Annotated in this window: 15 protein-coding genes; 14 read left to right on the forward strand and 1 reads right to left on the reverse strand. The window is 46.3% G+C overall.

Annotated features, from left to right (window positions below):
• The first annotated feature begins 67 nt into the window (after positions 1-67).
• The 14 genes from MKZ13_RS05075 (at position 68) to MKZ13_RS05140 (ending at position 14171) form a co-directional block, all read left to right on the forward strand.
• On the forward strand, positions 68-1711 hold the full coding sequence (locus MKZ13_RS05075; protein ID WP_339182365.1) for an extracellular solute-binding protein: 1644 nt from the start codon (positions 68-70) through the stop codon (positions 1709-1711).
• A gap of 343 nt (positions 1712-2054) precedes the next feature.
• The gene (locus MKZ13_RS05080) at positions 2055-2501 is read left to right on the forward strand and encodes a tellurite resistance TerB family protein (protein ID WP_221818917.1); all 447 of its coding nucleotides are present in this window, start codon (positions 2055-2057) and stop codon (positions 2499-2501) included.
• Between the two features lie 35 nt (positions 2502-2536).
• Positions 2537-3130, forward strand: coding sequence for a TerD family protein (locus MKZ13_RS05085; protein WP_145321026.1), 594 nt, complete (start codon positions 2537-2539; stop codon positions 3128-3130).
• 91 nt (positions 3131-3221) lie between these two features.
• The gene (locus MKZ13_RS05090) at positions 3222-3797 is read left to right on the forward strand and encodes a TerD family protein (RefSeq protein WP_221818919.1); all 576 of its coding nucleotides are present in this window, start codon (positions 3222-3224) and stop codon (positions 3795-3797) included.
• A 93-nt stretch (positions 3798-3890) separates the two neighbouring features.
• Positions 3891-4472, forward strand: coding sequence for a TerD family protein (locus MKZ13_RS05095; RefSeq protein ID WP_221819295.1), 582 nt, complete (start codon positions 3891-3893; stop codon positions 4470-4472).
• A 25-nt stretch (positions 4473-4497) separates the two neighbouring features.
• Positions 4498-5754, forward strand: a complete 1257-nt coding sequence (locus MKZ13_RS05100) for a TerD family protein (RefSeq protein ID WP_339182368.1) — start codon at positions 4498-4500, stop codon at positions 5752-5754.
• A 136-nt stretch (positions 5755-5890) separates the two neighbouring features.
• Positions 5891-7093 (forward strand): HpcH/HpaI aldolase/citrate lyase family protein, encoded by a 1203-nt coding sequence (locus MKZ13_RS05105; protein WP_076213453.1) that lies wholly within the window; start codon positions 5891-5893, stop codon positions 7091-7093.
• Between the two features lie 67 nt (positions 7094-7160).
• Positions 7161-8456 (forward strand): phosphoribosyltransferase family protein, encoded by a 1296-nt coding sequence (locus MKZ13_RS05110; RefSeq protein ID WP_339185335.1) that lies wholly within the window; start codon positions 7161-7163, stop codon positions 8454-8456.
• Positions 8453-9604: a cysteine protease StiP family protein gene (locus MKZ13_RS05115; RefSeq protein WP_339182371.1), complete on the forward strand. Its 1152-nt coding sequence runs from the start codon at positions 8453-8455 to the stop codon at positions 9602-9604. The genes MKZ13_RS05110 and MKZ13_RS05115 overlap by 4 nt, the downstream gene beginning before the upstream one ends.
• On the forward strand, positions 9604-10452 hold the full coding sequence (locus MKZ13_RS05120; RefSeq protein ID WP_339185337.1) for a hydrolase: 849 nt from the start codon (positions 9604-9606) through the stop codon (positions 10450-10452). Before MKZ13_RS05115 ends, MKZ13_RS05120 begins: the two co-directional genes overlap by 1 nt.
• Positions 10453-11502, forward strand: a complete 1050-nt coding sequence (locus tag MKZ13_RS05125; RefSeq protein WP_339182372.1) for an ATP-grasp domain-containing protein — start codon at positions 10453-10455, stop codon at positions 11500-11502.
• Positions 11503-11586: 84 nt separating this feature from the next.
• Positions 11587-12351 carry a hypothetical protein gene (locus MKZ13_RS05130; RefSeq protein ID WP_339182373.1) on the forward strand — a complete coding sequence of 255 codons (765 nt, stop codon included), beginning with the start codon at positions 11587-11589 and terminating at the stop codon, positions 12349-12351.
• A gap of 11 nt (positions 12352-12362) precedes the next feature.
• Positions 12363-13466 carry a toxic anion resistance protein gene (locus MKZ13_RS05135; RefSeq protein ID WP_036606281.1) on the forward strand — a complete coding sequence of 368 codons (1104 nt, stop codon included), beginning with the start codon at positions 12363-12365 and terminating at the stop codon, positions 13464-13466.
• A gap of 138 nt (positions 13467-13604) precedes the next feature.
• Entirely contained in the window at positions 13605-14171 is a 567-nt protein-coding gene (locus tag MKZ13_RS05140) for a hypothetical protein (protein WP_339182374.1), read from the forward strand.
• A 63-nt stretch (positions 14172-14234) separates the two neighbouring features.
• Here MKZ13_RS05140 and MKZ13_RS05145 read toward each other — a convergent pair whose 3' ends face one another.
• The gene (locus tag MKZ13_RS05145; protein WP_036606285.1) at positions 14235-14897 is read right to left on the reverse strand and encodes a hypothetical protein; all 663 of its coding nucleotides are present in this window, start codon (positions 14895-14897) and stop codon (positions 14235-14237) included.

Consider the following 14897-nt stretch of genomic DNA (forward strand, 5'->3'; position numbering starts at 1 on the left):
GCTGTGGGTTAACCCGCATGGGTTCATATTACAGGAAAGAAAGAGGGTCTTATCTATGGCGTTAACGATGAAGGCATGGATGAAGTCGGGTCTCGTTCTGGGCTTGATCGGTGGTTTGCTGGCGGGATGTACAGGAGGTAACGGTAGCGAACAGGCGGAAGGCGAAGGCAACAGGGGGAACATTACGTCAACGATCTATGATCGGGGCGCGGTCCCAAGCGGCATGGGTACGATCGAAGATAATATGTGGTCCAAGTGGATTAACGAGAATGGCCCGGCAAATGTAAAATATACAGCAGTTCCCCGCTGGGAGTCTCAGTCGAAACTTAACGTATTATTCGCTTCTGGCAGTGCACCGGATATTATTTTTGAATTCGGTACGCCCATCCGTAACACACTGTTTAATCAGAAACAGCTGATGCCGCTGGATGAGTTGATCGAGAACTCAAGTGTGGAATACAAAGCTTTGATGGAGAAATATCCCCAGCTCAAGAAGGCCGGTATCAAAAGCGATGGTAAGCTCTATGAAGTGGGACGTATGAACGAGGTGTTTCCACTAACGAGCTTCTTCATTCGGGAAGACTGGCTGGAAAAGTTGAATCTGGAGGTACCGACCAATGAAGAAGAGATGCTGGCGGTAGCCAAGGCCTTCACGGAGAATGATCCCGATGGAAACGGAGCTAAGGATACATACGGCATCGGTGGATTTCAGTTCGGCGATACAGCGGGTCTATTCCGCTATATGTACAACGCTAACTGGGTGAATGTGGAGGACGGGGAGATGGTGGTTGGTCCCAACAACATGAAAGAAGCCACGGCATTCAAACGTGCATTATATGAAGCAGGTGTGGTCGATAAGGACTTATTGACCGATAAGGACGGGGCCAAGGCGAAGCAGGATTTCCTGAACGGCAAAATCGGTATGTACGCGGCCATGACTTCGGATTATACCGGGTTTGCAGCGAAGGAACTGGATACACTGATGCAGAATGTTCCTGAGGCCAGATTAAAGGTCATCGCTCTGCCAACCACGTCCGTAGGACAGCACACGATGGTGTGGAATAACCCCGTTCAGATGACTGCAGCTGTGAATGCGCGAGCCAAAAATCCGGAAGCAGTTATGCAATATATCGATTTTCTGACCAAAACAGAGTCGGGCCGAACCTTCAAAAATGGATTTGGAAACACGCATTATACGTTAAACGATCAAGGCTGTCCGCGCATCTCTGATCAGGAGAAATACAAGCAGGAGATCAGCTGGGCAGGCGATTACGCCATGTTGTACAGCCGTCTGGAGGAAGGCAAATGCGGGTACACAGAAATGCTGTTCAGCGAAGAGATCCCGTCGCAGAAGGAAGGACTTCGACTATTCAAGGAAGCGCGTGAGGTATACATGACGGATCTTCCGGTGGGAGAGGGCGTTACCCATTCAGAACATATGCCGCAGCTACCCAAGGAGCTTCAGGTCAAGTTGACCAATGTGACAACAGCGATCAACGATATTTTTACCCGTTCCATCATTGGGGGAAGCAAATATACGATCGAACAGGCTGCAACGGAAGCACAGCAGAAGTGGGAACAAGGCGGTGGCCCGGAGATTGAAGCATGGTACAAAGACTGGTGGGGCAAGGAAAAGGATAATGTATTGGTCTGGGACGATTTCTATGAAATCTATGAACAGCAACAAGCTGATTTTGAAAAAGCAGAGTGAATTCAAGGATTCAAATCATTCATACGATTTATAATTTTGGTATTGGTAGAAATAAGCGCTCTGATCCCCTGATCAGAGCCTTTTTAGGTTTGGGCTTCAAATAGGGGAATATTTGACTGAAAAATGAAGTGAATAGAAAGTTCTCGCATTTCGCATGAAACTATATCCAGAACGATGCGTATCATAAGGTATTAATTGTTTTTAAATGTAGAATATTGCCGTATTTCAGAGTATAGTTAAGGAATAATTTAACTTATATTCAACATGATGTAGATATGAAAGTTACTGAAAAATCATGAAAAGAATGTATGGAACACCAGGTTGAAACTATTGGAGGTTGAGTATGAGTTCATTTAAAGGCTGGTTAAATTCAACAAAACAAGGACTTGAAGAGCAAGTCAAAAAGTTTAAAAATAAAGATTTTATGGATGCCGTGGTTGCAGGGTGTGCACTGGTTGCTTTTGCAGATGGTTCCATTGACGAAGCGGAAAAGAACAAGATGGCCGGTTATATCAACCTGAGTCAGGAATTGAAAGTATTTGATATGGCTGAAGTGATTACACGCTTTAATCATTATGTTGCAAACTTTGAGTTCTCTCCAGAGATCGGGAAGCAGGAAGCGCTGAAAGCCATTGGGAAATTCAAAGCCAAGCCGGATGTAGGACGCGTTATTGTGGGTGTATGCAGTGCGATTGGTTCAGCTGACGGCAACTTTGATGATCAGGAGAAAAGAGTCGTTGCCGAGATATGCATCGTACTTGGACTGAACCCGAGTGAATTCAATCTCTAAGTAGCTATTTTACATATGAAGGGAGGTGAAAATCAGTGGCAAGCATTAATTTGGTCAAAGGACAGAAGATTGATTTAACCAAAGGCAATGCAGGACTTACTGAGGTGATTGCTGGTCTCGGTTGGGACCCGGTAACTGCCAAAGGTTTCTTCGGAAGAAAAAAACAAGCGGATGTCGATTGTGATGCATCGGCGATCATGTTGAATGAGGAAGGCAAGTTGGTCAAGGACTCCAACCTGGTTTGCTTCCACAACAAGCAAAGTGCATGTCGTTCGGTTATCCATTCAGGTGACAATCTAACAGGACAGGGAGACGGTGACGACGAACAGATCAAAATGGATCTGTCCCGTATTCCTGCTGATGTTCATAAAGTATTAATCGTTGTTAATATCTACGATTGTGTCAATCGCAAGCAAGATTTTGGCATGATTGAGAAGGCTTATATTCGTATTCTGGATGGTAAAAATTCCAGTGAGCTCGTGAAGTTCAATCTATCCGATAACTACACAGGTTCAACAGCGTTGATCTGTGGTGAATTGTATCGTCATGGAGGCGAATGGAAATTCTCGGCAATTGGAGAGGGTTCCCATGCGGTACATATCAACGAACTCGCTCGCAAGTACTCCTAAGTACAAGATTTAATCTAATTCGACAATTATCCTGATATTCATATGTAACGATAACTACAATAAATTATAAATAAGCGAGGATGATCATACGATGGCAATTAATCTCTCTAAAGGTCAAAAAATCGATCTGACTAAAACGAACCCAGGTTTGACAAAAATCACAGTAGGCTTGGGCTGGGATACCAACAAGTATGATGGCGGAAAAGACTTTGACCTGGACGTATCGGTATTCTGTGCCAATGCAAACGGTAAAGTAGAAGGCGAGAAAAACTTCATTTTCTTCAACAATCCACAAAATGAAAATGGTTCTGTTGTTCACACCGGTGACAACCGTACAGGAGATGGCGATGGTGATGATGAGCAGATCAATATCGACCTGCCTAACGTACCCGCAAATGTAGAGAAAATTGCATTCTCCATTACGATCTACGAAGCTACGGACCGTAGCCAGAACTTCGGACAAGTCTCCCGTGCTTATGTGCGAATTGTTAACGAAGCAAACAACGAAGAACTGATTCGTTTCGACCTGGGAGAAGACTTCTCCATTGAAACGGGTGTAGTTGTTGGTGAATTGTATCGTCATAACGGCGAGTGGAAGTTCAGTGCCATCGGTAGTGGTTACCAGGATGGATTGGTTGGATTAACACGCGATTACGGTTTGCAATAGGACGTACAGAGCGACTTACAGGATGGGAAGAACCGTCTCCTGGACGGTTCTCCTTTTCATTTAATCACATAACTTGGAAAGGTGGAAAAACAAATGACGATCAGTCTTGCCAAAGGACAACGTATTGACCTGACTAAGACGAATCCGGGCCTTACCCGTGTGGTAGTTGGTTTAGGTTGGGATACAAACAAATATAGTGGTGGAGTCGATTTTGACCTGGACGCTTCGGCTTTTTTGTTGTACGAAGATGGAAAAGCCAAAGGTACGGATGACTTTGTTTTTTACAACAATCCAAGCGGCGGTGAGGGTTCAGTGACACATACCGGTGACAATCGTACGGGTGAGGGAGACGGCGATGATGAGCAAGTTGTCGTTGACTTCAGCAAAATCCCTGCGCACATTCACCGGATCGGTATTACGGTAACCATCTATGATGGAGATGGACGAGGGCAGAATTTTGGACAAGTCTCCAACGCTTTTGTTCGTGTTGTAGATGCTGCAAGTGATCGGGAAGTGCTTCGTTTCGACCTCGGAGAGGACTATTCCACAGAAACAGCTGTGGTGTTCTGTGAGTTTTACCGTGCAGGTGCGGACTGGAAATTCCAGGCGGTAGGCAGCGGTTTCACAGGTGGACTATCTGCTTTATGCAAAAATTACGGACTGGATGCACAATAACTTGGCATAGAAAGGTGATTCTGCTATGGCGATTTCTGTCGTGAAAGGCCAGAAGAGTGATCTGACCAAAACCAATCCGGGCTTGTCCCGTCTAACAGTAGGCATTGGTTGGGAGGCAGCCTCGGGTGTGGAGCTGGACACATCAGCATTCCTTCTGGGTTCAGACAATAAAGTGGCTGGAGATGAAGATTTTATCTTCTATAATCAGCCCTCTACCTCGTTCATCACGTATATGGATGGTGGACAGGTTGGTGGCGAGAAGAAACAATTCGCCATTGATCTTGTCAAAATCCCTGCCCGAATTGAGAAAATTGCCTTCAGCCTGACGATTCATGACGGTGAAGCACGACGCCATCATTTTGGACAGGTTCAGCATGGTTTTCTACGGTTTGCCAATGCAGCTACAGGTCAGGAAGTGATGAGATATGATCTGGGTAGCGGGTTTACAGTGGAGACCGCGATTGTCATTGGTGAATTGTATCGCCATAACGGAGAATGGAAGTTCAATGCAATAGGGTCGGGTTTTGCAGGTGGTCTGAATGCACTCTGCGCTAACTTTGGTGTAGATGTGGATGGTGGATCAGACGCTGCGCCAACCACATCAACCGTTCCCCCGACAGCTGCACCGATTCCACCACCCCCGGCATCCGTACCAGAACCTACGCCTGCTCCTGTGAATTCGATCAATTTCAGCAAAATTGAATTGAAGAAGAAGGGCGACACCATTAACCTCAAGAAAAATGCGGGGGGACTTGGTGAAATCCTGATTAACTTGAACTGGAATCAACAGGGCAGCAAAGGGTTATTTGGTCGCAGCAAGAGTGTGGATCTGGACTTGGGCTGCCTGTTCGAGATGAAGGATGGTACACGAGATGTGATTCAGGCCTTGGGACAGAGGTTTGGTTCACTGAACCGTTTCCCTTATATTGCACTGGATGGGGATGACCGGACGGGATCTGTTAAGACGGGAGAAAATCTGCGGATTAATGGTGCACGTATCTCGGAAATTGAGCGCATCTTGGTATTTACCTATATTTATGGTGGTGTGGCCAACTGGTCTCAAGTAGACGGTGTGGTAACCATCCAGCAGAAGGACGGCCCGGATATCATTGTCCGAATGAATGAATACGGGAGCCCGCTTGGCATGTGTGGCATCGCGATGTTACGCAATGTGAACAATGAGACATTCAGTATTGAACGAATTGTGCAGTTCTATAATGGGCATCAGGCGTTGGACGAGGCTCATGATTGGGGAATGCAGTGGGTTGCGGGAAGAAAGTAATCATTCGTATGTATTCATTCAATCCCTCCAGATTAGGAGGGATTGGTTTTTATGCCCCGACAGCTGGAATCAACTATTGCAGATTGGCTATTGCCAAAGGTGCGAGGAGGAGACAATCCTGAAATATTTTAACTTTTTGAGTCTGGAAGAAGAAGATACTTTATTTTTCTCTTCACCCGTCTCGTTCAATCACCGGACTTCCAAAGATCTACTGGCATATGCTGTTGGGGCTGCTTTATATATGCCCGCGACGCGCGCACATATCGCGGACGACATTATAAATGGTAAGCATGAAGGTCTGACGACCATTATTATTGATCTGGAGGACGCTGTAGGTGACGACCAAGTAGAGTTTGCCGAGCAGTGCCTGGTACAGCATCTAACTCAACTGATGACTTATATGGAGACAGGCATGCTGAGTCAGGATCAAATGCCTCTTCTGTTTGCTCGTGTACGTTCACCACAACAGTTGGAACGTCTGATTGATACGTTGGGAGAATTGGTGTCCATGCTGACAGGTGTGGCATTGCCCAAGTTTTGTGTGGGCAATGGAAGAGCCTATTTTGACCAGATCCGCAAGTATAATCAACGGAAACCGGATCATTATCCCGTTCTCTATGGAATGCCCATATTGGAAACGGCTTCAATTATATATCGGGAGACACGTTGGGAGACCTTACTGGGCCTTCGAAACATCCTCGATGAACATGTTGAATATGTGCTCAATGTACGCATTGGTGCGACCGATTTCTCAAGCCTGTTTGGACTACGCCGAAGTCCTGAATTGACCATATACGATATCGCCACGATCCGTGACTGCATCTCGGATATTATCAATCTGTTTGGACGAATGGACAAGCCGTATGTGATCTCAGGTCCTGTCTGGGAATATTTCAGTCAGCGGGAGCGCGTGTTCAAACCTCAATTACGACAGACTCCATTCGAAGAAACCCTGGGCAAATCAGGGCTGCATCTGAGAATGAAATATATTACGAACACAATGGATGGATTGATGCGTGAAGTCATGATGGACAAGGAAAATGGAATTGTTGGCAAAACGATCATTCATCCTTCTCATATTAAGCCCGTACAAGCGATGTACGTTGTTACACATGAAGAATATTCTGATGCCCAAGACATCATCGCCCGTAATGACGGTAGCCTGGGTGTGTTCAAAAGTAATTACTATAACAAAATGAATGAGATTAAACCACACTTGAGCTGGGCGAATCGAATTCTAATCCGATCACAAATATATGGGGTGTTACATGAACAGCAGCATTTTGTCGGGCTCTTGCCCAAACATGAGCAACAACACAACTACGTTCCCAATTCTTGATCAATTCAGTCTGAACGTTCAGGTTACACATAACCCGCTGCAACTTCCACTAGAATCTCTATTTTCCATGGCTGCACGAATCAATAAGAAACGTTCATTTCTGTTTGTAAGCAGACTGCTGGGCAAGCACATCCCGGTTAACCCGTATACCTCGCTTCTGAGCGGCGCGGCATTGGCTGTTCTGTTATATGAGCACCTGACTGAGGAGACGGAAGAGACCAAAGATCAGATCACCAAGTGGAAACGGGAAATGGTCGAAGGATTGATTGATCCCCAGCAAGCTCGGCAAGTGTACAACATGCTGTTGCAAGAAAGCTTGAGTTTGCCGGAAACGATTCGTTTTGTTGGTTTTGCCGAGACAGCGACAGCGCTGGGCCACAGCATGTACGAGATGTTTGCTGATCAAGCTTCCTATATTCACACCACTCGAGAATATGTTCCAGCGATGAATCCAGATATTCAATTTGAAGAAGAACATTCTCACGCGATGGCTCATCGTTGTTATGCGCTGGATCATGAAGCCTTTGCAGGAGAGGGCCCGATTGTTCTGGTGGACGACGAGATTACGACGGGCAAAACGACGTTGAATATCATTCGGGATATTCAGGCCAGATATCCCCGGAAGCAATATGTGATTGCTTCGCTGCTAGACTGGCGTACGGAAGCGGACGAACTTCGATTTGCCGAACTGGAAGCAGAATTGGGAATTACCATTACACCGTTAAGCCTGTTGAAGGGCCGTATTGAAGTGGTAGGTACTCCACAGTTGGAACCAACACAGCAAGATGAGCAGTTATCTCATTCTGCCGTAACGCTTCAGACTTCTACCGTTGCAGATGCCTTCCATCAGCTGCAAGCCACTTCCGAGGATGGTGAAGGTAAACGTAGCACAGCCAGCTACGTCCAGCATACGGGCAGGTTTGGTGTGCAATCCCGTCATAATAGCGTATTACGTCAGGAGGTTAGCCGGATTGCAGAACGACTTCGGTTGCAGCGTACGGGAGAACGGACTTTGGTGATGGGAACAGGGGAGTTCATGTACATTCCAATGCGTGTTGCTGCCGAGATGGGAGAAGGTGTGTGGTATCAATCCACTACCCGCAGTCCAATCCATACACATCCCGCTCCAGGATATGCTGTTCGTAGTGGTGCCGGATATGCCTCACCGGAAGACGCATCTGTTCGTAACTTTATCTACAACATCGCCCCGGGACAATATGACGAGGTTTTTGTTCTGCTGGAGAGACAGATGTCCGAAGAGCGAATGGAACCGATGGTGAAGGTACTGGAGCAGTTGGGATGCGGTCACATTCATATTGTGTATTGCGGCTTGCCAGAGAAGACAGGGGACAATGAGCAATGAACTTAACTACACTGGAGCTAATCAGACAACGTGAGATTCCGTCTCCCGAGCCGATGGGCAGTTATGATGCATCGGACGTTGTTTTCCTACTGAAGGATATCAGCCATGTGGATCTGGAAAAGGGAACGGGTGAACGGGAGCAGGCGATCCAATCCGGGGTTCATTATTCGGAGATGCTGCCCGTGGAATATCAGCCCACAGCCGAATACATCGAGCTGTTTCACCAGACGTTGGAACAATCCGCTGCAAGAATAGCACTTCATACCGCCATCGTGGCTGAGAAGATCGTAGAGCGCAGGGGCCTGAATCTTGTGCTGGTATCATTGGCTCGAGCGGGAACCCCTGTTGGCATCCTGATCAAGCGTTATATTGAATTGAAATACAAAGTGACGATTCCGCATTATAGCATTTCCATTATTCGTGGCAAAGGTATGGATGAGAACGCAATTTTATATATTTTACAGCAGCATGGGCTGGAAACAGCCATTCAGTTTGTAGACGGTTGGACCGGCAAAGGGGCTATTCGCAAAGTGCTGAAAGAATCCTGTGACCAAATGGAACGGACTTATGGCGTAAACCTCGATGATGATCTTGCCGTGTTGGCCGATCCGGGGCAATGTTCAGGCACATTTGGGACAAGAGAAGATTATCTCATTCCTAGCGCTTGTCTGAATTCCACCGTCTCCGGACTGGTGAGTCGTACAGTGCTTCGGGATGATCTGATTGGGCCGACAGATTTTCACGGAGCTAAATGGTATCGTGAATGGTCCTCTGACGATGTGTCGAACCAATACGTGGATACCATTGCACGGCATTTTCCACAGGTGATGAATCAAGCGGAACTTCGTACGGACGCCAATGTTATCGGTACTTCGGAAATCACCTGGAAAGGCTGGCAGGATATTGAGTCCATTCAGCAATCCTTTGGCATTGCTAACATCAATCTGATTAAACCTGGAATCGGAGAAACAACCCGGGTGCTACTGCGCCGGGTCCCTTGGAAGATTCTTGTGGACCGTCTGGATAATCCGGATTTGCAACATATCATGATGCTCGCCATAGACAGAAATGTGCCGGTTGAGGTATATCCGGGATTAACCTATTCCTGTTGCGGCATTATTCAATCCCTGGGAGGTGGCGGAGAATGATGATCTACGCAAGTGATCTGGACCAGACGTTGGTGTACTCCCGTCGTGCGCTCCGTATTCCCGAAGATACACCGGGACTTGTTCCCGCAGAGTGGATTAACGGCAAGTTGTCCGCTTTTATGTCAGCATATGCACTGGAGCGTTTGCAGTCTTTGCCGCAAGATATTGTATTTATGCCTGTGACGACACGTACTGTGGAGCAGTACCGACGCATTCATATTTTTCAGACCGAATGTATTCCGAAATATGCGGTGACGAGCAATGGTGGCAACATTATTGTTGATGGTCAGGTAGACAATGAGTGGAACCTGCATATTCGCTCTTTACTTCGTCAGCAGGCAGCCACTCCCGAAGAGATTCTGGATTTATTAGACGATGTACTCAGCCCGGAATGGGTGATTAATCAGCGATTGTGTGATGAGCTGTTCTATGCACTCTTGATCGAACGTGACAAGCTTCCAATGGAGCGTATTGCGGACAAGATTCGGGTGTTAGAGACGCTGGGATGGGAGAGTTCGATCCAGGGTCGGAAGCTCTATCTGGTGCCTTCGGCCGTGAACAAACGAGCTGCAGTGGAGCACATTAGGCAACGCATTGGCGATGTGGCTGTGATTGCTTCGGGTGATTCCTTGCTGGATCGCTGTTTGCTGGACTTTGCGCAGCATGCCATTGCTCCGTCCCACGGAGAATTACATGTGGAGAGACAGCGTGCACCTGAGCTGGTGCCGTATCAATTTACGGAACAATTCGGTGCTTTTGCAGCAGATGAGATTCTCGATTACGTTCACCGTATTCACAACGATCAACAGACTCAGCTAGACCATGCCGAGATAAGGGAGACCGTATAAATGAAAAAAATGAAGATTTACTTCAACCGTTGGTTCTCTGTAACGTATCATTATATGAATGCAATTCGGGACAATGAGGACGGCATGGAATTTGAGATCTACGGTACTCATCCTGATCCGGGACACATGGCATTACAGGGCTGTGATGTTGCAGAAGTTGAACCGCGTGTAACGGGTCGGGAATATGTTGATTTTTGCCTCGACTTTTGCCGTCGTCATCAGATTGATGTGTTTATTCCACGCTGGAACATGCTGGACATCAGCAGACATATCTCCTTGTTCGAAGAGATCGGTACACGGGTTATCGTATGCTCGGATACGGAATTGCTGGAACAATTGATGGAGAAAGACCGATTCTATGAATCAGTGCGTGAGAAAGGCATTATGGAGATTCCGGATTATTTCACGGTCAGTAATGCTGCACAATTCCAGCAAGCCTATGAGGCGCTGCGCGCAAGTGGACACGATGTATGTTTCAAACCATGTAATGGTGAGGGCGGCATGGGATTCCGGGTGATTAACAATGAACGTGATCCGTTGCAGGAGTTGTTCGGGTATGCGCTTAACTCGATTTCATATGAAGATGCCCTGCGTGCGTTCTCTTCTGCTCCGTCCTTTCAAAATGTCATGGTGATGGAGGTACTGGAAGGGTATGAATACAGCATTGATTGTCTTTCGGATCGCAATGGGAAACTTATAACGGCCATCCCGCGTAGAAAAGAAAGAGGACGTTTGCGTTTGCTTGAAGAAAACGAGGAATTACTGGCTATTGCCCGCAATGTGGCAGAGGTATATCGGATTCCTTATAATTTTAATATACAGATGAAATATCGCAAGGATACACCGAAACTACTGGAGATTAATCCGCGTATGTCGGGTGGGTTGCACATGTCTTGTCTGTCGGGCGTGAACTTCCCGTATCTGGCGGTCAAGTCTGCACTTGGCCATGATATTGGACCACTTCATCCGAAGTTTGGCCTTCTGGGAAGTCATATCGAACAGCCATTTATAATCGACGTTCAGAAGGTAAGCGGAGTACACCACGTCTAGCTGAGAATTTCCCTCAACATTGACACCTTCTGGATGGTTTTCTTACAATACGTATAAGTGTTGTTACAGGCAGGAGGACAAGTAATGTTACGGAAAACGAAGATAGGTATAGGCGCATTGGTCGGTTATGGTCTCGCGGCAATCTCGAGTCCCTTTCTACCGGATGTCATCACGTGGGCAATTCCAGCACTGGCAACTGTGGTCGGAGGATTGATTCCTTCACGTTCCACGCCACGTACACAGGTCCAGGGTTCGTCATCAGCCCCTGTACCCATTACAGATATCACAGATATCGGAAATGAACCATCCCGTTTGAATGGTGGACAAGCGCCGAGCGCAGTGCCAACAGGGGCAAGAGAAGCTTCTCCGGCACAGTCCCATTCGAGCTCCACTCCCGCACAACACGCGGGCTCAGAACAACAAGCGAAGCCTTCCCGGACTGAACCAGATCCTGTATTTGATCCGGTGATTGAGTACCTGGAAGTTCTGGAAGACATGATCATCTCCGAAGGTCAGAAGAACGAACTGGATAATGAGATCGTGGAGAAATCATTGGCGTTGTTTGCCCGTTTGCAGCGTGTGATTCCTTCCCTTCAGGAGCTGAACAACGGGGATATTAACCATACGGTGCGCAGACTGATTTTGAAAGACCTGAACGGTTTTATTAATCCATTTCTGCGTTTAAGTGGAGAAGCGAAACGCAACAATCGGCGTATGCTGCTGAATGGTCTTCGAGATGTAGATTCCAAGATATCGGATATTGTATCAACGATTGAACATAAAGACTTAATGGAGCTCCAGAACAAAGCGGAACTAATACATCAACGGTATAACAGCTCTGAATTATAGGAGGGATTGGCATGGCAACGGAATGGGCTCAGTTGAAGCAGGAAGATGAGCAACGGATTAATCAGGAAGCAACGCAGCTTATTCAGAAAGTGTCCCAAAGTGATCCGGCTCACCTGGATACCTTAATGGATGATATCGGCAAGTTGGGCGTGAAAACACAAGAGAGAGCAGGACAGACTCTCAAGCTGCTTGATCGTCCAGTCAATGAACTGATGTCCGGGAACCGGGCAGAGGTATCCAACATGATCCTGAAGCTCCGTGATGAATGTGAGAGTTTGCAGCAAAGCAAAAATGTGAGTTTTGTTGGGAAGTTGTTACGTAAAAGCCCGCTGAAAAACTACGTATACCGTTATCAATCCGTTCGCACGAACATTGATGCCATCATTAACGGGTTGCGTGACGGTAAGGATAACCTGGAAGAAAGCATCGTGAATATGCGTCAGTTGAAACGTTCTTCCATTCAGGAGATCTACAATCTGCAGACCAAAATTTCCTTCGGTAATCAATTGAAAGCATTGTTCGAAACCGAGATCGCCAAGCCTGAGAACGAGAATCGTAAAGCACATCTGGAGCGTGGGTTGCGCAAAGTGGTAACACGTACCCAATCCATGACAGAGATGATCATGCTGTACAATCAGGCGATCGCAGCTACCGACATCATTAATGATAACAATGACAAGCTGATCGATTCAGTGAATAATGCCATTGATAAAACAGCGAATCTGATCACCGTTTCGGCCATGATTGCCATGGCTCTTAATGATCAGGAGAAGGTCATTTCTGCTGTGGAAGCTACGAATAAGACGATTGAAGATCAATTTAAGGAGAACGCCAGATTGTTGAAGACAACAACAGAGAAAACGAATGAACTGTTGTCCAAACCGGCGATGTCCCTTGAAGCAGTCAATCAGGCAATGGGTGATCTGATGTCTGCGCTGGATCTGTCCGAGCAGTCCAATCGCCGGATTATCGAGAGCTGTAATGACTATACCAACAAGATGACAACACTTAACGCCAAAATGAGCGATCGACTGGGTCTGGAAGGGCCGAAGGCTGCTGCCATTCCGGAGAAAAACAAACCGGATTCCAGTGCATTAGGGTCTTTCCTGGATTAGGGTGAGACTCGCTGCATATCGTATCGACAGTGATACATGGTTTTATTTTCTACGAGGGACGCTGAGTGCGTCTCTTTGTTTCATTTATTTGATAGAATGAAGGTAAAATCTGGGGTTGTGCAAAGGAGCTTGCTGAACATGCTGGACTTTTCATTTGAGATTATTGATGAGACCAAGATTAATATTCAATACAAATATGGCAGTGAGTTCTTTAACTTTAACCTGTATTATGCAAACGGGGAGTGGACGCTGCATCCATTTGACGGCATACTGATCCAAAATCGTGAAATGTGCAGTCTGATTGTATCGGAGCTGCTCCGTAACAAAGATTTTCATGTCATGTTGGCCAAAGAGAAAATCATCTTATCCCAATTACGCACCAGTGTTAACCTCCAGTCCAATGAGCCGGATGAATGGGTTACAGATCGAAGAAACGCAGATTATTCCAGTCCTGATGATGAGTTGATGGATTACATAGGGAACCACAGTTTCGAAGACATATTACAGCTTGAGCAAGAACAGATTGAGGCCAGAGTGCAATTCTTCCAACAGATCATTCAGAGAATGTTTATGGAGGGACTTGGACCGGAAGATGCTGATTTTATCAAAGTTCAGGCTGTGATTCGGATATATAAAGAAACATATGATCGTCTTGGTGAGTTGAATGATGACTATCGGGGTGATCGTGGACGTAGAAGATGGTAGGATGTAAAGTTGAAAAAAGGTTCATCAGCCATAGGCAGATGAACCTTTTTGTTATTCTGATACTCAAGGGAGATGAATGGTTTGGATATGATCGGTATGCATAATTAAAGAAGTCCCATCTGCTTCTACCAACGCAAGCAAGTGGTTGTCTGCATTCTTCAATAACCCTGCTCGGTAAGGCTTGCAACCGAGGTTGAGTACAACAAGTTCACCTATCATTTTATGAAGTTGCTGATCGAGTGTACGGGAGAGTGACATGGACGAAGGTTGCATAGGGAAATGTTGCTTACTAAGAGAATAGGGTGTGCTGTTAGTAGGGGAAGGAATAATATATTTTAGATGATTAATGGAAACATAGATAGAATGATATAACGGAGAGTAGAACATAAAGTAGTCATTCATAATATTTGTAATATAACCATGCAATGTTTTCCCTCCGATGGAAATTTCACTGAAACGTCCACGGGCGTTCATCAGCATTTTGCGGTAAGAGATGTTGGTGTGATCCATCTCGGGGTCAGGTGTTGGCAAAACTATACTTGAATCATCTGCCGTATTGACATGCATGGATTGAACATGATGAAGTGGAATATAAACAAATCGCTGGTTTCCGTAGACTACAATCAGATCCTGGCCTACATCAATGATCTCACCCTGGATCGGTAGTTTACAGCCAGACAGCTCCAATTCGACGGATTTACCCAGCCAATGAGTAAGAAGTTCCAC

The sequence above is a fragment of the Paenibacillus sp. FSL R5-0701 genome (assembly GCF_037973995.1).
Classification (GTDB): domain Bacteria; phylum Bacillota; class Bacilli; order Paenibacillales; family Paenibacillaceae; genus Paenibacillus.

Coding starts and splice junctions, on each gene's coding strand:
- MKZ13_RS05090 (WP_221818919.1), top strand. CDS start 3,222: ATGGCAATTAATCTCTCTAAAGGTCAAAAAATCGATCTGACTAAAACG.
- MKZ13_RS05120 (WP_339185337.1), top strand. CDS start 9,604: ATGATCTACGCAAGTGATCTGGACCAGACGTTGGTGTACTCCCGTCGT.
- MKZ13_RS05140 (WP_339182374.1), top strand. CDS start 13,605: ATGCTGGACTTTTCATTTGAGATTATTGATGAGACCAAGATTAATATT.
- MKZ13_RS05115 (WP_339182371.1), top strand. CDS start 8,453: ATGAACTTAACTACACTGGAGCTAATCAGACAACGTGAGATTCCGTCT.
- MKZ13_RS05135 (WP_036606281.1), top strand. CDS start 12,363: ATGGCAACGGAATGGGCTCAGTTGAAGCAGGAAGATGAGCAACGGATT.
- MKZ13_RS05080 (WP_221818917.1), top strand. CDS start 2,055: ATGAGTTCATTTAAAGGCTGGTTAAATTCAACAAAACAAGGACTTGAA.
- MKZ13_RS05125 (WP_339182372.1), top strand. CDS start 10,453: ATGAAAAAAATGAAGATTTACTTCAACCGTTGGTTCTCTGTAACGTAT.
- MKZ13_RS05095 (WP_221819295.1), top strand. CDS start 3,891: ATGACGATCAGTCTTGCCAAAGGACAACGTATTGACCTGACTAAGACG.
- MKZ13_RS05100 (WP_339182368.1), top strand. CDS start 4,498: ATGGCGATTTCTGTCGTGAAAGGCCAGAAGAGTGATCTGACCAAAACC.
- MKZ13_RS05075 (WP_339182365.1), top strand. CDS start 68: ATGAAGGCATGGATGAAGTCGGGTCTCGTTCTGGGCTTGATCGGTGGT.
- MKZ13_RS05110 (WP_339185335.1), top strand. CDS start 7,161: ATGGCTGCACGAATCAATAAGAAACGTTCATTTCTGTTTGTAAGCAGA.
- MKZ13_RS05130 (WP_339182373.1), top strand. CDS start 11,587: ATGTTACGGAAAACGAAGATAGGTATAGGCGCATTGGTCGGTTATGGT.